This window comes from Bacillus sp. 5w2 (genome assembly GCF_054353775.1).
Map to the genome: position 1 here is coordinate 1 of NZ_JBTIWT010000006.1, position 19702 is coordinate 19702.

The following is a 19702-nucleotide window of genomic DNA, read 5'->3' on the forward strand; positions in this document are numbered from 1 at the left end:
CAGTTTTCAAAGAACTTGTCCGCCGCTTCAGAAGCGACTTCATCATATTAACATCTTCATTTTTCGATGTCAACTATGTTTTAAAATTTCTTTTTCGTCGTTTTCTGCATTTCCGCATCAGCGACGTTTATTAATATACCATCATGGTTTTTAAATAACAAGTGTTTTTTATAAAAAATCACAAAAAAATATCTATCCTACTTTCTTCTATATAGATACACCTCATCCCCTCTATAGAAAACAGCTATTTAAATTGTATACCAATACACTCTACTTAACCAAACCGCATTTCATAACCCCTCCCTAGATTTTCATTCTCTTCTATAGTAACGCTCATAATCATTTACTTCTCTATAGACTAACAATAAAAAGGAAATAAATTTACCTCTTCCCCCTCCAATCAGTATTTTCACTTCCTAATAAAGCGAACATGCTGATTTTTGGCTTTGTTCCTCCACACAAATTATTAGTTGAACGAATCGGGTGTTTACAGGCAACTCGACTCCAACCGAATTTTGAGGTGAGAGTCTTATCGTCCGGCGAATAGCGAGATAAATAACGAAATTCCTACAAAACATTAACTTAAGATTATTGTTAGAATTTTTTTACATTTAATTAATGAAAAATATCCATTTTTTGTTATATAGTTAAGAAAGGACGTACTCAACTATAAATAAACCAATGGAGGAATTACTTTATGGATAGGTTAACAAAGTTTTCATTAAAAAATCGCGCCGCTGTTATCATCATGGTTTTTCTCGTTTCCATACTCGGCGTTTATTCCGGCTCTAAATTACCTATGGAATTTTTACCAAGCATCGATAATCCAGCAGTCACTGTCACCACCTTATCTCAAGGACTCGACGCTGAAGCGATGACGAAAGAAGTAACTGATCCTCTCGAAAAACAATTTCGCAATTTAGAACATATCGATAGCATCACCTCTTCTACGCACGAGGGATTATCACGCATCGATATCGCGTATACATCCAAAGCAAATATGAAAGACGCAGCACGCGAAGTCGAAAAGGCCATTAATACAATTAAATTACCTAAAGATGCAACGAAACCCGTAGTTAGCCAATTAAATACTTCTATGATTCCACTCGCCCAAATTGCTATCCAGAAGCAAAACGGATTTTCAAAAGCAGATGAAAAACAAATCGAAAAAGAAATCGTACCGCAACTCGAAAGCATTGATGGTGTTGCCAACGTTATGTTTTTCGGAAAATCAGCTTCTGAATTATCTATCGTACTAGACTCAAACCAATTAAAAGATAAAAACGTAACAACAGAGCAAGTATTAAAAGTTTTACAAGGAAAAGAAACTTCCACTCCAGCTGGAGCAATTACCGTTAATAAAGAAGAATATAACCTTCGCGTCATTGGGGATATAAAAAATGTAGATGACATTAAAAACATCACCGTTGCACCTCAAGTAAAGTTGCAAGATGTTGCTCAAATCGAGCTTAAACAACACTACGATACAATCTCGCATATAAATGGAGAAGAAGGAACCGGATTAATCATTATGAAAGAGCCAAGTAAAAATGCGGTTGCAATCGGAAAAGAAATCGATAAAAAAATTAAAGATATAAGTAAACAATATAAAGATCAGTTTTCTATTAAACTTTTAGCCTCAACTCATGAGCAAGTTGAAAATGCTGTTACTAGTATGGGAAAAGAAGTAATACTTGGGGCAATTGCTGCAACTCTAATTATCTTAATCTTTTTGCGTAACTTCCGAACAACACTCATCGCTGTTGTCAGTATCCCATTATCTATTTTATTAACTCTCTTTTTACTCCACCAATCTAACATCACACTTAACACCCTAACGCTTGGTGGTTTAGCTGTTGCAGTTGGACGTCTCGTCGATGATAGCATCGTTGTCATTGAGAATATTTTCCGTCGTTTACAAAAAGAATCTTTCTCTAAAGATATTATTCTCGATGCAACGAAAGAGGTCGCCGTCGCAATTACTTCTTCTACTTTAACAACAGTCGCTGTTTTCTTACCTATCGGCCTCGTATCAGGAGTAATTGGAAAATTAATGTTACCTATGGTATTAGCAGTTGTATATTCCATACTATCATCCTTAATCGTCGCACTAACAGTTGTTCCACTTATGGCTTTTTTACTACTCAAAAAGACAAAACATCGAAAGCCAAATTCTTCACCACGATATGTCGCTACATTAAAGTGGGCTCTTTCGCATAAATTCATTATTCTACTTACTTCTTTTTTATTATTTGCAGGATCGATTGCAGCCTATATATTACTACCGAAAGCGAACATAAAATCTGAAGACGACACAATGTTATCTATTAACATGACATTCCCAGCTGATTACGCTCCTGAAACGCAAAAACAAAAAGCATTCGATTTCGAAAAGAAATTACTTTCTAATTCAGATGTAACGGATGTTATTTTACGAATGGGATCTAGCGCAGAAGATGCACAATGGGGACAAACGACAAAAAATAATCTTGCCAGTATATTTGTAGTCTTCAAGAAAGGCTCTGATATTGATCAATATATTAAAGATTTAAAAAAAGAACATAAAGCTTTTGAGCCCGCTGAACTTGATTACATAAAAACGAGTTATTCAAGCTCTGGTGGCGGCAACAATTTGCAATTTAACGTAACAGCCACTAACGAAACGAATTTAAAAAAGGCTGCTACTATCGTCGAAACAAAACTAAAAGATATGCCTGCTCTCTCTAAAGTAAAAACGAATTTAGAAGACTCTAAGAAAGAATGGCAAATCCATGTTGATCAGACAAAGGCCGAACAACTGGGATTAACACCAGAATTAGCAGCACAACAAGTAGCATTCCTTATGAAGAAATCACCTATTGGTGAAGTTTCAATCAATAATGAAAAAACAACTATTATAATAGAACACAAAAAAGAAAACATTACTAAACAAGAAGACATTTTAAACACTAACATACTATCACCTATCAATGGACCAATTCCTTTAAAAGACATTGCAACCATTTCAGAAAAGCAACTTCAAACAGAAGTCTTCCATAAAGACGGTAAAGAAACGATTCAAATTAATGCCGAGGCCTCAAGTGAAGATTTAAGTAAAGTAAGCACAGAAGTAAACAAAGCGATAACTGATTTAGATTTACCTAGCGGCGCAAAAGTAACTATTGCAGGCGCCACTGAATCTATGCAAGAAAACTTCACGGACCTATTCAAAATTATGGGGATTGCAATCGGGATTGTATATTTAATTATGGTTATCACCTTCGGGCAAGCACGCGCTCCTTTTGCAATTTTGTTCTCCTTGCCATTAGCTGCCGTTGGCGGTATTTTAGGATTAATCATTTCAGGAACACCTGTTGATGTAAATTCCTTGATCGGCGCATTAATGTTAATCGGGATTGTCGTTACAAACGCTATCGTATTAATAGAAAGAGTACAACAAAATCGGGAACACGGAATGGAAACAAGAGAAGCCTTACTAGAAGCTGGATCCACTAGATTACGTCCAATTATTATGACAGCTATAACGACAATCGTCGCTATGCTGCCACTCCTATTTGGCCAATCCCAAGCAGGAAGTATGGTATCAAAAAGTTTGGCAGTCGTTGTCATCGGTGGTTTAGCAGTCTCAACCGTTCTTACATTAGTAGTCGTTCCAGTTATGTATGAACTATTAGATAAAATTGGGAGAAAAAGACGCTCGCGCAGAAAAATAAGCACTTCTACAGAAACACCTGATATTTAAAAAAAAGCGTTATCTTCACGAATGAAGATAACGCTTTTTTCTCTACCTACTCATATAATCCATCATTTTTTCCGCATATTGCTCTAGAGGTTTACTAGAATCCACAATAAGATATTCACTATTTAAAGGTCTTTTACTACCATCTAACCACTTTTTAAAGGCTACTTCCGAATCCACTCTTCCAATCTGACTGACCATACGCTTACGTGTTTGTAGCCTATTATTAATCTCTTCCATATCATTAAGATAACATTCAATATATTTATATTTTACACCGTGTTTATTAGACCGTTTCATTCCTTTTTCAACCATCCCTTCATATAGACATGGACTATCCAATATAACACTATGCTCTTGTTCTAAATAAGAATCAATCAATGACCATTCAACATCGTATGATACTCCGCCAACAATTGTCGATTCAACCCCTTTCATTTCTAATGATTGTAACAATGCCGATTTCAAAACGTCGTGATCTACAATTACAGCACCTGTTAACTTCGCTATATACTTAGAAACTGTCGATTTTCCCGATCCAGGAAAACCTGACATTTGCAGAAAAAACAAATTAACTTCCCCTCTCATCCGTACCTATTCATCTATATAATCAATTACAAATTCAACAATCATTACATCCATTCCTTCTATATTAAAATACAAAAAGAACTCCCTACTTATAAGTAGAGAGTTCCTCTTTATAATTTATGCCGCTTTTACTTTCTTCGTCGTTTTACTTTTTCTTTTCGTTCCTGTAAAACGTTTGTGCAAGATAGATGCTACCAAGCGTGAAATAACGTTGAATAGTAATACCATAATAATTAATACAGCTGCAGATTTTGTCGCAATCAACTTTGCATCCGGAATAACTCCTTCAGAATTTAACTTCCAAATGTGAACCGCTAACGTTTCAGCTGGTCTAAATGGATTTAAAGGATGCGCAGGACTTGAGAAGTCCGCTGCTGAATTTAAAATCGGGGATGTTAAACCCGCTGTATAAATTAACGCTGCCGCTTCACCAAATATACGACCCGCCGCTAAAATAATACCTGTAATAATTTGCGGTAATGACGACGGAATAATAATACGAGCGATTGTTTGCCATTTCGTTGCACCTAATCCAAGACTCGCCTCTTTTACATTATGAGGCACTTCTGAAATCGCATTTTCACAAACACGTGTTAAACCTGGTAAGTTTAAAATCGTTAAAGCAAGGGCACCACCCATTACTGTATATCCCCAACCTGTCATAGTAACGAACACTAGCAAACCGAATAGACCAACAACAATAGATGGTAAAGACGCCATTGTCTCGATACATAAACGAACAAAGTTTAAGAAACGTCCTTGTTTTGCATACTCTGCTAAATATATCCCAGCACCTAATCCAAGAGGAATAGATATAACAAGCGTTATAACAAGCATGTAGAAGGAATTGAATAACTGCGGACCAATCCCACCACCAGCTCTTGTATTACTTGGTTCTCCAAACAAGAAATTAGGATCCCAAAATCCCCATCCCTTTTGCAGAATTTCAAACACTAAGAATACTAGAAGAGCTACAACTAAAGCTGCAACTGCATAAAAGATACCTGTCCAAACTTTATTTACCGTTCTTGCGTTCATTATTATCGCTCACCTCTTTGCCCAATCGCTCGAATTACTAAAATAAACAGGAATGAAATAACAAGTAAAATCATCGCTAAACTCCATAGCGCATTGTTCCAAGCAGTTCCGTTTAATGTATTTGTCATGTCCATTGTCAAAATACCAGTTAACGTTGCTGTCGGACTATATATTCCTTCTGGTAATTTAATTGTGTTTCCAATTACCATTTGAACCGCTAACGCTTCACCAAAAGCACGTGCTAAACCTAAAACAACACCTGTTAAAATCCCTTTTTTCGCAGCAGGAACAATCACTCGGCTAATCGCTTGCCATTTCGTTGATCCTAGACCATAAGAAGCTTCTAAATAATCAAATGGAACAGAGCGTATTGCATCAGAAGCGATACTAGCAATAGTAGGCAAAATCATAATACTTAATACAACGATACCTGCAATTAAACTAAAGCCCACTCCCCCAAACGAATCACGTAATAGCGGCACTAAAATCGTAACCCCTAATAATCCGTATACAACCGAAGGAATACCAACTAATAATTCTAAAACAGGCTTCAATACTTTATTCCCAAACTTCGGCGAAATTAAATTCATGAATATAGCAAGAGCTATAGCAATTGGCGCACTAATAATAACCGCACCTAACGAAACCACTGTTGAACCTACAATGAAAATCAAAGCCCCAAAGGTTCCTTCGTCAGCATTTGGATTCCATTTTGTCGATGTTAACATCTCAGTAAATGAGATACCGCTTTGTGTAAAAGATTGAATACCTTTACCGCAAATAAACGCAATAATAGCTAATGTAATTAAAACAATAAAAATACCACAAAACGTAACAAGCGATCTTCCTATATATTCACTTTTTACGTAATTAATTTGTTTTTTCCCCTTCATCACAGGTCAGACCCCACTTCATAGATTGAAATGAACAGGACTGGCCTTGCAGCCAGCCCCATAAAACTTTCTTATTTATTTAATTTAGACATAGGAATGTAACCCATATCTTCTACTTGCTTTTCAAAATCCTTACCTTTTACATAGTCAATGTAAGCTTTCGTTGCTTCTTTTGCCTCACCTTTTGTTACCATGTACTCGTAAGACCAGAATGGATATTTACCCGACGAAATGTTTTCAACTTTTGGTTCAGCACCATCAATTTTCACTGTTTGTAGCGCACCTTTTTTATCGCCAACCATGTAAGACATCGCTAAATAACTTACTGAACCTGGAGTAGAGTTAATCGCTTGCTCTACTGCACCGTTAGAATCTTGTGTTGTACCAGTTCCATCATTAATTTTCGCTTCTTTCATAACTGTCTTTTCAAACGTAGCACGTGTACCAGATGAAGCCGGACGGTTAATTACGTTGATTTTTTCATCTTTCCCGCCTACCTCTTTCCAGTTTGTTACTTTTCCAGTGAAGATATCTTGTACTTGTTTTACTGTTAAGTTATCAACTTTTACATCTTTATTTACGACAAGTGCGAATGCAATACCCGCTACCTTGTTATCTACTAATTCTTTCGCTTTTTCAGCATCTTTTATTTTATCTCCAGACGGAACATCTGAATTACCAATTTGTACTGCACCCGATGCTACTTGGTTAATCCCAGTTCCACTACCGCCACCTTGAACTTGAATAGAAACTTTCGAATTTTTTTCCATGAATTTCTTTCCAGCTTCCTCCGCAAGAGGTAGAAGAGCCGTAGAACCAGCTGCTGCAATCGTGCCTGATAATTCTTGTTTTGTATTATCGCTTCCTTTAGCACTTTCTTTACTAGCTGTATCTTCCGCTTTCCCACATCCAACCAACGCTCCTGCTACCACTAAAGCCGCTAAAGAAAATTTAATACCTTTTTTCATAACCATGTCTTGTACCCCCATTTGGATTATCACTTTTCGAATTCATTTTCTTTCGAACACAAATTCATTGTAGGACAGCAATATTATGTGAGTGTTAAGCAATCTTTAATTTTAAGTAAATAACGATAATAACCCTTAAAAGCTAGGAATCCCAAGATTTATAGTTAAAGAACCCAACAAAATCCACACTAATTAAGCTGTAATGTAAATTTATTCTTAACAATGTAAACTCAATGTAAATGTTTTTCGCTCTTTTCCCCTTTTAGTTAAAAATACATTTACAAATCCTTTGTATTTTTTAACTTTTACACTCTTACTTCATTTACATTAAATAAAATTTCAGTAATATTTTTTAGTACAACTAAATAAATTGGAACAATTCTAAAAATAAATGAATATTTTTAAAGTACCAATTGACAGCATCATCCAATGTAGTCTACTATATTACTAACAAAAAGTTTACCTAAGGAAACTTTTTAAACTTAAACTAACAATATAGAGATGAGGTAACTTTTATGGTATCGGCTAATACAAAACCACTTTCCGAATTTAAGACAGGAGAGTTTGTACAAATTGAGAAGATACAATTAGAAGGAACTATGAAACGACGTTTATTAGATTTAGGATTTATCCCTGGGGCAACGATTAAAGTATTACAACGCAGTCCACTTGGAGATCCTGTCGCTTATCAAGTAAGCAACACCACTATTGCACTACGCAAGGAAGAAAGTTCCCTTATTTTCGGGGTATTAATAGGAGATGATTTCAGATGAGCAAACATCGCATTGCTTTAGCTGGCAACCCGAATACCGGGAAAAGTACATTATTTAATACTTTAACAGGCTTAAAACAGCATACTGGAAACTGGACGGGAAAAACTGTTTTAAAAGCTGAAGGGGAATATGAACATAACGGAAGTAAATATACATTAATTGATTTACCTGGAACTTACTCACTATATTCAAATTCTGCGGACGAAGAAGTAGCGAGGGATTATATTATATTTGAAAAACCAGAAGTAACTGTAGTTGTTATAGACGCAACTGCTATGGAGAGAAATTTAAATTTAGCACTCCAAGTGATGGAAATGACGAGCAACGTAGTCATTTGTATTAACTTAATTGATGAAGCTGAGAAAAAAGGCATCGTTATTGATGAAAAAAAATTAGCCAAATCACTCGGTGTACCTGTAGTTAAGATTTCTGCTCGTAACCGAGTAGGCATTGGACATTTGCTAAATGTGATCGCTAAAGTAGCAAATAAAAAACTAATTCCAACACCAATTAAAATTTCTTACAGCGAAAAAATCGAAAGCATGATTCAGGAATTAGAACCGCAAATTTATAAAGTGTTCGGTGATGCGTATCCAGCACGTTGGATTGCGTTACGTATATTAGATGGAGATAAAAATTTCTTAACTACACTTCAAAAACACCATAATGAACCACTTGTAAGGGAGGTCGTAATGAATGGAATCTCACTCAGCCAGTAAAGCTCTTCCATTGGACTATATTATTCAACATGCACAAGCACTATCAAAAGACGATATACGAGATGATATTGTCGGAGATATTTATCGAACATCTGCAAGCATATGTAAAGAATCTGTTCAATATACAAATACTGATAAATTGTATCGTTCTGAAAAACTAGATAAAATTTTCACATCTCCAATTTGGGGATTTCCAATTATGCTCGGTATTTTATCTATCATTTTTTATCTTACAATTGCAGGTGCTAACATACCCTCTGATATGATTGCTGAGTTCTTCGGATGGGCCGAAGGGTATTTAACATCTTGGTTCCAGGCAGCACATGCACCCGAATGGTTACATGGCATTTTAATACTCGGCTTATTCCGTGGTATCGGTGCTGTTATTAGCGTTATGTTACCACCTATGGCTATCTTTTTCCCTATGTTCGCACTATTAGAAAACTACGGATACTTACCACGTGTCGCTTTTAATATGGACCGCTTATTCAAACGCTCCGGTGCACACGGCAAACAATCTTTAACAATGGCAATGGGGTTTGGTTGTAATGCAGCCGCTATTATGTCAACACGTATTATTGAATCACCACGTGAACGAATGCTTGCAATTTTAACAAACAACTTCGTTCCTTGTAACGGTCGCTGGCCTATGTTAATTTTAATGGCTTCATTATTTATGGCTGCTGGTTATACAGGTAGTATGCAAACATTAGTTACTGCAGGTGTCGTAGTTGGAATGGTTGTAATTGGTGTTATTATGACATTAACTGTTTCTTGGGTACTATCAAAAACAGCTTTAAAAGGCGTGCCAACTCACTACACTCTTGAGTTACCACCGTACCGTAAGCCAAAGGTTTGGAATACAATTGTGCGTGCAACACTCGATAAATCAGTCTATGTTTTAAAACGAGCTGTTGTTGTAGCTGCACCTGCGGCTGCATTAACTTGGTTACTTGCTAATATTTTCATCGGTGACACGAGCTTACTTATGTATTTTGTAAACTTCCTAGATCCGTTCGCTAAAATGTTAGGACTTGATGGATTTATTTTAGCTGCATTCATTCTTGGACTACCAGCGAATGAAATTGTTATCCCGATTTTATTAATGTCTTACTTATCAACCGGAGCTTTAACTGAAATAGATGATTTTAACCAAATTAAAAATCTATTCTTAGAAAATGGTTGGACTTGGTTAACAGCGTTAAACACAATGTTGTTCTCACTTCTTCATTTCCCATGTGGAACAACACTGGTTAACATATATAAAGAAACAAAAAGTGCAAAATGGACATTCTTATCGTTTGCAATCCCTACCGTTATCGCCATTGTTGTGACATTCCTCTCTACACAATTGGTACATTGGTTAGGGCTTGTATAAAAGCAAAGCATACATAGAAGGTATCCCCCTTCATTTGCTTTGCACGAAAGAAACCTGAATTTATTCAGGTTTCTTTTTTTGTATATCAGTATTCCAAGGTTGTGCTCCATACGTTGTGATTTTTTTATGTATGTAGTATATGGACCCCGGAAGAATTGCCATTAATATTGTGCAACTAATTCCTAATCCAGTAAACACCTTCCATCACCTTACTTTACTCTTTTTGGTAAAGCTGAACCTGAATGCTCAATTGTCGGATGAACATGAACAGTAATCTCAGCATTACTAAAGTAATTTTCACCTTGATCCCAATTCTTATCTATCTTCTTCCATTCTTTATAATTATGCCGCTTATATACTTCCCCTAACTCTAATACATCTACCTTATATTTTTTTTGAACAAGCTTAATCGATTTTTGAATGCGCTTCTCCATTTCCTCCGTGATGTTTTTCTTTAATCGCTTTTCGTTCATAATTTGTTTATGATCACTAAAATGCAACTCAGCCAATGTTCCTTCCAAAAACAAGTGAATATCGAACTTCGGTTTTGTAGCATTTTCTGTAGATACTTTAATCTTTCGACGCATTTTATGAATTTCATATGTAATAAGCTGGTCTTTTTTACGAATGGTAAAGAATCCTCCAATTTTCTTACCTATTATATAATTTATTCCAAATGTTTCTTCTCCATTCAAACTACCTACACACTTATTATCCTTCCCGCGAAACAACGCTGCCCCGTTCATTTGTACCCCTTGCTTTGTTAATTCAAGAATAGGTAATACGAAGCTTCGGTTGGAAATCATCTTTTCCTGAACTTCACCAATTCTTGCAGCCTCAATCATTTGAGCATTTTTCGGAGGATGTTCAGCTAACATATCAATATACTGCGCCGGTAAATTTTCAGGTTTAGCGCTCTGCTTCAAAATAGCTTCTGCATTTTTCTTAGAAACGAACAAACGTATATTTCTTCTCATCTCATGATCACGAATATATACATCTAACGTATTTTGTAAAACATATGGATTCGACAATAAATCTTTAGAGAAAATTATCACTTGTATGTGCGGAAAGAATAGTGAGCGACTAATTTTTTTGGCAATAATTCGTATTTGCTCAAAGACACTATCTGCCTTCGCACTCACATTAATATAATTTTCGCTATCTCCACCACCTTGTCCACCTTGTTGCGACAATTTACTGGGGAGTACCATCTGATACGTCCCTTTCATAATTGGATTCGCTTTCTTTTTTTTCACAATATCATAGGCTGCACCTACTACAAATCCTCTTTCTTCTATTTCTTCTAACTCAGAGCACCCACTTATAGATCCAACTAAAACTATAAGCATTATGATTTTAAGAAGGTGTTTCATTTCTACCATTCCTTCTTTTTATTTTATATACAATAAAAACTAACAAAGGTGCTAACACGACAAAGCCCATATCTATCCAAGCTAAATAAGTTCCGTAATTTGACAAGTCCTTCAAACTACTAGGTATCATATTCAGCATAAAAATAATCGGGGCACTTACGAAAATAAAAATATGTTTCTTCACTTTCGGAAACATAGCACAAAACAATAAAGATGCGACGTCATAATACATTGCTGTCGTGTTATAAATAGTAATAATCCAAGTAGTGAAAAAAATTGCATCAAATCTTTCTAAAAACCCTCCTCCAATTTCAATTTCTTTCCCTAATTCAATTGTTGGATACGTCAATCCACGGGTTGTCATATAAGTAAAAACACTAATACAAGTTACATAAATTAAAATGTATGACAACACGTTTACCATCACCGCTTTTGCAACTGCCATCGGTGCCTTTTTCACTGACTTATCGTTCAACATCACAGCATAAAACAGAGCTACCTCAAATCCGATAAATGTGAAAATAGAGTTTTTAACTCCTACAGCATATTGACTGACGTCCGTTTGAAAAGCTGGTAGTAAATTATTTATCTCCATTAAATTTATATTCAATAAAGAAAGCAGCACTATCGCAATTAAAACTATAGGTAAAAACAAAACGTTTAGCCTTACTAAAGCCGCTCTCGATCCTGCTATTCCATAAATAACAACTAATAGGAAAAAGAAAGACAATAGTTGCACTGGTGTATCACTAAACAAATACGTTTGTGAAATAATTGCAATCATTCGCGATTCATATGCTGTCAAAGCAGCAAACGTTAATACTAAAATGCTACTAATTGTGTATGCAACAGGCTTCGTCAAATGTGCACTCGTATATTGAACAAAGTTTTGTTTTGGGAATAAAATAGCCACCCTCGTTACAAACCACCCTAAAACCGCACAGACTAATCCACCCAAAAGCAAAATAATCCAACCGTCCGAAAATAAAGTTTGCGTAGCAATATCTCGCGGCATAGATAATGCACCTATACCGATAATTGTTGACGATACCGCAAAACCAAGTTCCCGAGATCCAATTTCTTCATCCCCATATTCAAATGGTTTCAATTACTCTCGCTCCTTTGGACGTATTGTAGAATCTTTCGTTTGTAAGTACTCTGGTCTTTCTTTCAACATTGATTTTGGCAAGCGGATCATTTCTTCTTCCCAATCTTTATAAAATGCAGGAGCAATAGGCGTTGTATATGGCACCCCAACACTCTTTAAATTCGTAATATGAATCGCAAGTGCAATAAGAGCTAAAATGATTCCGTACAACCCAAAAGCAGTCGCTGCTAATACAAAGACAAAAAGTAAAATTCGAAACGTAATTGTTATGCTATATACAGGAAGTGAAAATGTAGCAATTGCAGTAACTGCAATAATAATTACTAAAAACGGATTTACAATCCCTGCGTTCACCGCAGCTTCTCCAATTACAAGACCACCTACAATCCCAATTGTTTGCCCCATCGGTTTTGGCAACCTAATTCCCGCTTCTCGTATTAACTCCATCGTTAATGCCATCATTAACGTTTCTATATATGCCGGAAACGGTACCCCTTCTCTCGCTCCCGCAATAGAATAAGCTAGTTTAGATGGAATAAGCCCTTGGTGGTATGAAACTAGCGCTACATACGTCGCTGGTAATAAAACCGCCATAATACCAGAGACCATTCGCAAAATCCTCAATAACGTCCCAATCACCCAGCGCTCGTAATGATCCTCTACAGATTGAAAAATATCAACAAATACTAGCGGAGCTATAAGGGCAAACGGTGATCCGTCCACCAAAATAGCTGCCTTTCCTTTCGCTAACGAGGCCACAATATTATCAGGCCTTTCTGTATTCAAAAACTGCGGAAACGGTGACAAATTATTATCTTGAATTAATTGCTCAATCGTACCCGTCTCAAAAACGACATCTGTCTCTATTGATTGAAGACGCCGATCTAGCTCTTTCACAATATAAGGGTTAATAATATCTTCTATATATACTAAGGTTACTTCTTTCTGCGATCGCTTCCCCATAATATAAGATTGGAACCTCAACTTTGGATCGCGCAAACCACGTCGGATTAACATTTTATTCACATTAATATCTTCATTTAATCCAATCCTCGGTCCACGTATTAAGTCTTCTGTTACTGGCGGTTCTAAACTTCTTTTTTCCCAAGCTCTACTGTTAATCACGATAGCGGTTTGAATATTATCAATTAATATAACTGTATCTCCTGCTAAAATCGCATTTATAATATCCGGAAACGTCGTCTTCTTACCAACTTCTGCAATAGAAATAAAACGATCCAATAACGTTTGAACAACAGCCTCTTCTTTTTGTACTTCTTCATATTGAAGTGTATGAACTACATATTTATAAACATTATCCTTATCTGTTAACCCACATAAAAAAATAACAGCACAGCGTGTAAAACTACCAGCGAGGGCAACTTCCCTAATTGTTAAATCATTAGGCGAACCTAACTCATCCCTAATTTCTTTCATAACTTCAAATAAGTTACCTTTTAACTCTAACAAGTCCCCCACCTAACTTCCTTTTCAACAAGTTTTTAGTTAGATTTCGCTAATAGAAGAAAATATATACAAAAAAAGAGCTATCTCTTTTTAAAGATAGCTCTAGCACACGGATTACTTTTCTACTATTATATTGTCTGCTTTTATAGACACATTTTTCGTAAATCCACTAACGATAAACATCACAATCATATTCATTAACAATGCGACTATTCCTACATTTAAATCTTTTATATATTGAGGGAAATCAGGAAACATCGTAGCTATAGTTGAACCAGACAAAGTAATATATGCGACCACTAACAACCCGATCCCCATTCCTGCAATTGCACCTTGCTTCGTAATAACTTGACGTGGAAACAAACTACATACAAGTGCAGGGAAAAGTTGTGTCACTATACTGTATCCCATTAAAAGAAGAGCTCCTATTGTTTCTCCTCCTTTAAATGTAAACAATACTGCAACAAGTGTTACTACAGGCACAAATAATTTTGCTGCTTTAGCAACTTGTCTATCTGAAGCAGACGGGACCATTGTTCGGTAAATATTTTTCGCTAACAACGTAGATGCCGCCATAACAAGCATGGAACCTGGAACTAATGCTGTTAATACTCCCGCACTACCAATAATACCAATAAACCAAGGATCAAAAGTTTGAAGAGCCAGACGGAATAACGAAAGGTCTACATCCCCTCCCTTTAATCCAGGAACTTGCAGTATAGCTGCAAACCCTGCAAAGAACACGAAAAGTAAAACTAAAGAATACAGTGGCATAATGGCCGCATTTTTACGAAATACTTTTTCATTTTTTGCCGAGAAAGCAGAAGCGAATGTATGGGGCCACATATAGAAACCGAGAGCTGTTAATACAATAGTAGAAACAAACCAAGAAATGCTCATTCCTTCATCAGGTAAAGATAAAAATCCTGGTTTTGCTGCTTCTACAGCTTCAAACATCGGCTGAAATCCTCCGTAATAATGGTACGGTAAATATATACCCAAAAACATAACGATAAACAGTATCATAATATCCTTCAAAGCGGCCGTCCAAGCAGAACCGTGTATACCTGAAACCATTACATATATCGTTATAACAATTGCGCCAATCCACACTGCGATAACTGGTGACACCCTTCCGTACGACGCTTCCGAAACAATAATCCCTAATCCTTTTAACTGTAAAACGAGGTAGGGGATAATCGAAATAACTCCAATGATAGAAACGATAATGCCAAGTGTCTGACTCCTATATTTCTTCACAAAAAAATCTGGCTGCGAAACAAGATTATGCTCTTTCGCATACTTCCAAATTGGCGGCAATAAAAAGTAAGATAAAATATAAGCTAATGCACCATAACCTAAAATATAGAAAGTAGGTGCTCCTTTACTATACGCCCATCCACTTCCACCTAAAAATGTAAACGTCGTATAAATTTCACCTGCCATAAGAAGAAAAACAAAAATAGTGCCAAATCCTCTTCCTCCAACTGACCATTGCTCTAAATTCATATCTTTTCCATGTTGTGCTCGAATTCCTAAAAATAGTGCGAGAAACAAAAATAAAATAATGATAAGTAATGCGGTCATTTTACATCCCCCTTATTAGCAGGATCAAATACGTACACAATCCCCATACAAAGAGACGTAATGAGCACTGATAATAATACCCAAAATAATAAAAATGGCATCCCTAATATGTAAGGAGTAACTGAATTAGCAAATACGGGTCCAACAACTAAACAAAAAACTGGAATAAGCGCTAATACGTGTATTTTCTTCATCTCATTCTCCTTTACTTATGAAATTCATAATCGATGATACAAAGACTTCCACGCCAATCGGTAATGCATCTTCATCAATCGTAAAACGAGGGTGATGGTGAGGATATATAATTCCTTTCTCTTTATTTCCTGCTCCGATAAAAAAGAATGTCCCTGGCGCCTTTTGTAAAAACGCTGAAAAATCTTCTCCAGCCATCGTCGGCTGTAAACGAGTAACTCGTTCCCTTCCATAAAGCTGTAATGCTGTTTGCTCAATAATCTCTGTAACTTCATAATCATTTACTACTGGACGATATCCATATTCATAAGAAAACGTATATTTCGCTCCGTAAGCTTCTGTCACGTGCTTTACAATCTGTTCAATCCTTTTCACTGTTTCTTCTCGCAACTCATGTCTTAAACTCCGCACTGTCCCTTCAATCTCCGCTTGTTCTGGAATCACATTATGGGTTGTCCCAGCATGAAATTGCGTAACAGATACTACAAGGGAGTCCAACGGATTCGTGAGGCGAGATACAATTTGCTGCATTTGTGCAACAACTTGTGTGCCGATTGCAATACTATCAACCGTTTCATGAGGGATTCCAGCATGTCCACCTTTTCCTTCTATCGTAATTTTAAAAACATCTGGGGCAGCCATTGCAGGACCATAAATTACACCTACTTTCCCAACCTCTAACGACGCCCAAAGGTGAGCACCAATAATATAATCCACACCTTCCATTACACCTGCTGCGACCATTTCCTCTGCACCACCAGGAAAGTTTTCTTCAGCATGTTGGAATAGAAAACGAATCTCCCCTTTAATCTTTTCTCTTTCTTCTACTAACTTATGTACAACCCCAAGTAATATCGCTATATGTCCATCATGACCACATGCATGCATCACACCTGGGTATGTAGAAATAAAATCAAACTCATTTTCTTCATGAATAGGAAGAGCATCCATATCAGCTCGAACCGCAACTATTTTACCAGGTTGCTTACCAATCAACCTTGCCATTACACTATATTTAGTAGGTCTTGATACTTCTAAACATGGGATTTTCCGAAGTATATCGAATACAAACTGTGATGTTTTTTCTTCTTGAAAAGATAACTCTGGATATTTATGAAAATGCCTTCTCCACTCAATTAATTGATTTTTCGATAAAACCAGTTCCTTCGCAACATCCATTTCTCTTCTCCCCTTCTTCACCAAGTTAAATGTTATTATAACGTGAATTGTTAACTTTTAAAAGAATCTTCTGAATTTTCCGTTATAATAACTTAAAAATAAAAAGCCATCAAAAAGATGGCTTTTTCATTATTATAAAATAGTAATCGCTTGTTTCCCCATTTGCTCCCACGCCTTCTCAAACTCTGCTCGTGGAACAGCGAAACGTGGATTATTTTTTAGAGGATCATTTACATATACAAAGTTTTGATCGTATCCAACCACTACTACACTATGCTCAAAATATGTAATTTTCACTTCACCAGAACTTGTATTCCATGTTTCAAAACTACTTTCAGCTAGCGGCTTAAACGTTGTATTAATAATAACCCATACTGGAGAACCAGAACTAATTACCTTATATAGATCTTTCACGTCTCTATCTGTTAAATTAATTACTTTTTCAGGAACATATTTTTCTGCTAAATTAAAGATTGGTTTATTGTATACACCATATCCTGGTTCAGCTTTCGTATAAATATTTCCAACGAATCCCTCATAAGGATTTCCACGCAAACCATTTTGTTCAAATGGAACACGATGAATTTCACTAGCAAGTTGCATTTTATCTACTTGCACACCTTTATATTGTAACAACATAGCTAAGCTTGTCACTTCACATCCACGAGGTAATTCTGGTAACTGATTTATAAACGGAACATTTTCAATCATAGCCGCTTCTTTCATTTCAGATAGAAAGTCTAAGCGTAGCACTTGTGCCTTTTGTATAATCTTATCTTTCCCTATAAAAAACGCGGCAGCAAATATAATTCCAAAAACAAAAAGATATTTTAACTTTTTCATTTTAAACAAAACTCCATTAATTATTATTTTACAGACATACCTCCTATCATTGTACCTTTCTTCTTACTAGTTTGCTAGAAAGATTCTGTGAATTATTGTTCACACTTTTATCGTTTTAAAATTCTAATTATTTTTAATAAAAAGAAAAAACAATATACTTTTCTGAATTATTTTGCTAAAATCAAAATAATTAACATGGTGAAGATATTACCTTGTTAATAAACATTCTTAGAGTATTTAGTCATAGTTCGTATTTTTACATACTCCATTCGTTTCATAATAAATAAGCCGAGTATGTGTCACATCCCCCACTAATGATTAAAAACTCGGAATGAAAAGCTGTCTATACATACAAGAAAATAACGGGGTGAGGGCATATGAATCAACAAGTAGAACAAACAGATTTAAAACGAACAATGAAAAGTAGACACCTATTTATGATTGCACTTGGTGGTGTTATCGGAACCGGCCTATTTATGGGCTCTGGTCAAATCGTCCATAACGCTGGTCCTGGTGGTGCTATTCTTGCATTTTTAGTCGGTGGATTTGTTATGTATTTAACGATGTTATGTCTTGGTGAATTATCTGTTGCTATGCCAGAAGCAGGTTCATTCCAAAGCTATGCAAGCAAATTTATTTCACCTGGTTTTGGGTTTGTTGTCGGTTGGATGTATTGGTTAAATTGGGCGGTTACAGTTGGAGTAGAGTTAACAACTGTAAGTATTTTAATGAAACGCTGGTTTCCAGACGTTTCTTCGTGGATTTGGTGTGTTACATTTGCAGCAGCACTCTTCCTTGTAAACGCTTTATCAGCAAAAGCATATGCAGAAGCAGAATTTTGGTTCGCAAGTGTAAAAGTCGCAACTATTGTTGTTTTCATCGTACTCGGTGGTGCAGTTATGTTCGGTCTACTAGACTTTAACGGAAAACCAGCTCCAATGCTTCACAATTTCACTGAAAATGGCGGATTATTTCCAAATGGTGCATTAGCTGTTCTTCTTACGATGATTACAGTAAATTACTCCTTCCAAGGAACAGAATTAATCGGAATTGCTTCGGGAGAAAGTGAAAATCCCGAAAAAACAATCCCTAAAGCAATCAAAAATACCATTTGGCGAACTCTCTTCTTCTTCGTCCTAGCAATATCAGTTGTTGTAGGTTTACTCCCGTGGCAAGAAGCTAATCTAGTCGAAAGTCCATTTGTACTTGTATTTGATGTGGCTGGTGTTCCATATGCAGCAGACATTATGAACTTTGTTATTATTACAGCGGTATTATCCGTAGCCAACTCTGGCCTATATGCAAATTCTCGTATGCTTTGGGCGATGGCAAAACAAGGAATGGCAAGTCCAGCTTTTACGAAGTTAACTAAAAAAGGTGTGCCACTAAACGCATTAATTTTCAGTCTGATCTTTGCAAGTTTGTCTCTATTAACAAGTATATTTGCGGCAGATACTGTCTTTTTAGTTTTAACATCTATTGCAGCTATGGCCGCTGTCGTAGTTTGGATGTCAATCGCAGCTTCGCAGTTTTTCTTCCGTAGAAACTTCTTAAAAAACGGCGGGGACATTAATGATTTAAAATATCGCACACCACTTTATCCAATAGTTCCAATCGTAGCATTCTCACTCAATTTCATTACATTTGTTAGTTTAGCTTTCATTCCAGATCAGAGAATCGCTCTTTATTGCGGTATTCCATTTATGATCATTTGTTACATTTTATATCAAGTTAAATATAAAAAAATTGTCACACTTGAACAACAAATAAATATAAAACAAGAAATAAACTAAATATACAAAATATTCAGCTATCTTCCTTATAATAAGATAGCTTTTTTCTATTTATTGGATA

General features: G+C 36.0%; 16 protein-coding genes. 5 read left to right on the forward strand and 11 right to left on the reverse strand.

Features of this window, described 5'->3' with window-relative positions; genetic code table 11:
- The first annotated feature begins 697 nt into the window (after positions 1-697).
- On the forward strand, positions 698-3742 hold the full coding sequence (locus ACXY7N_RS13105) for an efflux RND transporter permease subunit (RefSeq protein ID WP_353811486.1): 3045 nt from the start codon (positions 698-700) through the stop codon (positions 3740-3742).
- Positions 3743-3784: 42 nt separating this feature from the next.
- On the opposite strand, the gene ACXY7N_RS13110 is transcribed toward ACXY7N_RS13105, so the two are convergent.
- The 4 genes from ACXY7N_RS13110 to ACXY7N_RS13125 all read right to left on the reverse strand — a co-directional run bounded on the left by ACXY7N_RS13110 (position 3785) and on the right by ACXY7N_RS13125 (position 7232).
- Positions 3785-4309 carry a P-loop nucleotide/nucleoside kinase family protein gene (locus tag ACXY7N_RS13110; RefSeq protein ID WP_353811487.1) on the reverse strand — a complete coding sequence of 175 codons (525 nt, stop codon included), beginning with the start codon at positions 4307-4309 and terminating at the stop codon, positions 3785-3787.
- A 135-nt stretch (positions 4310-4444) separates the two neighbouring features.
- Positions 4445-5365, reverse strand: coding sequence for a phosphate ABC transporter permease PstA (gene pstA, locus ACXY7N_RS13115; protein ID WP_000994145.1), 921 nt, complete (start codon positions 5363-5365; stop codon positions 4445-4447).
- A gap of 2 nt (positions 5366-5367) precedes the next feature.
- Positions 5368-6258: a phosphate ABC transporter permease subunit PstC gene (gene pstC, locus ACXY7N_RS13120; RefSeq protein WP_000676673.1), complete on the reverse strand. Its 891-nt coding sequence runs from the start codon at positions 6256-6258 to the stop codon at positions 5368-5370.
- Positions 6259-6329: 71 nt separating this feature from the next.
- Positions 6330-7232, reverse strand: a complete 903-nt coding sequence (locus ACXY7N_RS13125; protein WP_000245104.1) for a phosphate ABC transporter substrate-binding protein PstS family protein — start codon at positions 7230-7232, stop codon at positions 6330-6332.
- 509 nt (positions 7233-7741) lie between these two features.
- Between ACXY7N_RS13125 and ACXY7N_RS13130 the strand changes: the two genes are divergently transcribed.
- Genes ACXY7N_RS13130 through ACXY7N_RS13140 form a run of 3 tightly spaced genes read left to right on the forward strand, consistent with a single transcriptional unit; the run spans position 7742 to position 10096 of the window.
- The gene (locus ACXY7N_RS13130; protein ID WP_000252989.1) at positions 7742-7999 is read left to right on the forward strand and encodes a FeoA family protein; all 258 of its coding nucleotides are present in this window, start codon (positions 7742-7744) and stop codon (positions 7997-7999) included.
- Positions 7996-8718 (forward strand): FeoB small GTPase domain-containing protein, encoded by a 723-nt coding sequence (locus ACXY7N_RS13135; RefSeq protein WP_016133640.1) that lies wholly within the window; start codon positions 7996-7998, stop codon positions 8716-8718. The genes ACXY7N_RS13130 and ACXY7N_RS13135 overlap by 4 nt, the downstream gene beginning before the upstream one ends.
- Positions 8696-10096: a nucleoside recognition domain-containing protein gene (locus tag ACXY7N_RS13140; protein ID WP_353811488.1), complete on the forward strand. Its 1401-nt coding sequence runs from the start codon at positions 8696-8698 to the stop codon at positions 10094-10096. Before ACXY7N_RS13135 ends, ACXY7N_RS13140 begins: the two co-directional genes overlap by 23 nt.
- 209 nt (positions 10097-10305) lie before the next feature.
- On the opposite strand, the gene ACXY7N_RS13145 is transcribed toward ACXY7N_RS13140, so the two are convergent.
- The 7 genes from ACXY7N_RS13145 to ACXY7N_RS13175 form a co-directional block, all read right to left on the reverse strand.
- Positions 10306-11472 carry a Ger(x)C family spore germination protein gene (locus ACXY7N_RS13145; protein WP_000681621.1) on the reverse strand — a complete coding sequence of 389 codons (1167 nt, stop codon included), beginning with the start codon at positions 11470-11472 and terminating at the stop codon, positions 10306-10308.
- Positions 11456-12580 carry a spore germination protein GerLB gene (gene gerLB, locus ACXY7N_RS13150; RefSeq protein ID WP_000802033.1) on the reverse strand — a complete coding sequence of 375 codons (1125 nt, stop codon included), beginning with the start codon at positions 12578-12580 and terminating at the stop codon, positions 11456-11458. The genes ACXY7N_RS13145 and gerLB overlap by 17 nt, the downstream gene beginning before the upstream one ends.
- Complete coding sequence (gene gerLA, locus ACXY7N_RS13155) at positions 12581-14059, reverse strand: spore germination protein GerLA (RefSeq protein ID WP_096001687.1); 1479 nt, start codon at positions 14057-14059, stop codon at positions 12581-12583. It lies immediately after the preceding gene.
- A gap of 102 nt (positions 14060-14161) precedes the next feature.
- Positions 14162-15634, reverse strand: coding sequence for a sodium:solute symporter family protein (locus ACXY7N_RS13160; protein WP_000125904.1), 1473 nt, complete (start codon positions 15632-15634; stop codon positions 14162-14164).
- Positions 15631-15828 (reverse strand): DUF3311 domain-containing protein, encoded by a 198-nt coding sequence (locus tag ACXY7N_RS13165; protein ID WP_000719859.1) that lies wholly within the window; start codon positions 15826-15828, stop codon positions 15631-15633. The genes ACXY7N_RS13160 and ACXY7N_RS13165 overlap by 4 nt, the downstream gene beginning before the upstream one ends.
- A 1-nt stretch (position 15829) precedes the next feature.
- Positions 15830-17005 carry an amidohydrolase gene (locus ACXY7N_RS13170; RefSeq protein ID WP_000382107.1) on the reverse strand — a complete coding sequence of 392 codons (1176 nt, stop codon included), beginning with the start codon at positions 17003-17005 and terminating at the stop codon, positions 15830-15832.
- A 132-nt stretch (positions 17006-17137) separates the two neighbouring features.
- Positions 17138-17848 (reverse strand): C39 family peptidase, encoded by a 711-nt coding sequence (locus tag ACXY7N_RS13175; protein WP_002108792.1) that lies wholly within the window; start codon positions 17846-17848, stop codon positions 17138-17140.
- 377 nt (positions 17849-18225) lie between these two features.
- Here ACXY7N_RS13175 and ACXY7N_RS13180 point away from each other — a divergent pair, with 377 nt between their 5' ends.
- Positions 18226-19641, forward strand: coding sequence for an amino acid permease (locus ACXY7N_RS13180; RefSeq protein ID WP_001076075.1), 1416 nt, complete (start codon positions 18226-18228; stop codon positions 19639-19641).
- Positions 19642-19702 lie beyond the last annotated feature (61 nt).

What these genes read in the sequence shown, in the direction of transcription:
- pstC (WP_000676673.1), bottom strand. Translation starts at nt 6,258, where the DNA reads ATGAAGGGGAAAAAACAAATTAATTACGTAAAAAGTGAATATATAGGA.
- pstA (WP_000994145.1), bottom strand. Translation starts at nt 5,365, where the DNA reads ATGAACGCAAGAACGGTAAATAAAGTTTGGACAGGTATCTTTTATGCA.
- ACXY7N_RS13160 (WP_000125904.1), bottom strand. Translation starts at nt 15,634, where the DNA reads ATGACCGCATTACTTATCATTATTTTATTTTTGTTTCTCGCACTATTT.
- ACXY7N_RS13145 (WP_000681621.1), bottom strand. Translation starts at nt 11,472, where the DNA reads ATGAAACACCTTCTTAAAATCATAATGCTTATAGTTTTAGTTGGATCT.
- ACXY7N_RS13175 (WP_002108792.1), bottom strand. Translation starts at nt 17,848, where the DNA reads ATGAAAAAGTTAAAATATCTTTTTGTTTTTGGAATTATATTTGCTGCC.
- ACXY7N_RS13105 (WP_353811486.1), top strand. Translation starts at nt 698, where the DNA reads ATGGATAGGTTAACAAAGTTTTCATTAAAAAATCGCGCCGCTGTTATC.
- ACXY7N_RS13125 (WP_000245104.1), bottom strand. Translation starts at nt 7,232, where the DNA reads ATGGTTATGAAAAAAGGTATTAAATTTTCTTTAGCGGCTTTAGTGGTA.
- ACXY7N_RS13180 (WP_001076075.1), top strand. Translation starts at nt 18,226, where the DNA reads ATGAATCAACAAGTAGAACAAACAGATTTAAAACGAACAATGAAAAGT.
- ACXY7N_RS13130 (WP_000252989.1), top strand. Translation starts at nt 7,742, where the DNA reads ATGGTATCGGCTAATACAAAACCACTTTCCGAATTTAAGACAGGAGAG.
- ACXY7N_RS13140 (WP_353811488.1), top strand. Translation starts at nt 8,696, where the DNA reads ATGGAATCTCACTCAGCCAGTAAAGCTCTTCCATTGGACTATATTATT.
- ACXY7N_RS13135 (WP_016133640.1), top strand. Translation starts at nt 7,996, where the DNA reads ATGAGCAAACATCGCATTGCTTTAGCTGGCAACCCGAATACCGGGAAA.
- ACXY7N_RS13170 (WP_000382107.1), bottom strand. Translation starts at nt 17,005, where the DNA reads ATGGATGTTGCGAAGGAACTGGTTTTATCGAAAAATCAATTAATTGAG.
- ACXY7N_RS13165 (WP_000719859.1), bottom strand. Translation starts at nt 15,828, where the DNA reads ATGAAGAAAATACACGTATTAGCGCTTATTCCAGTTTTTTGTTTAGTT.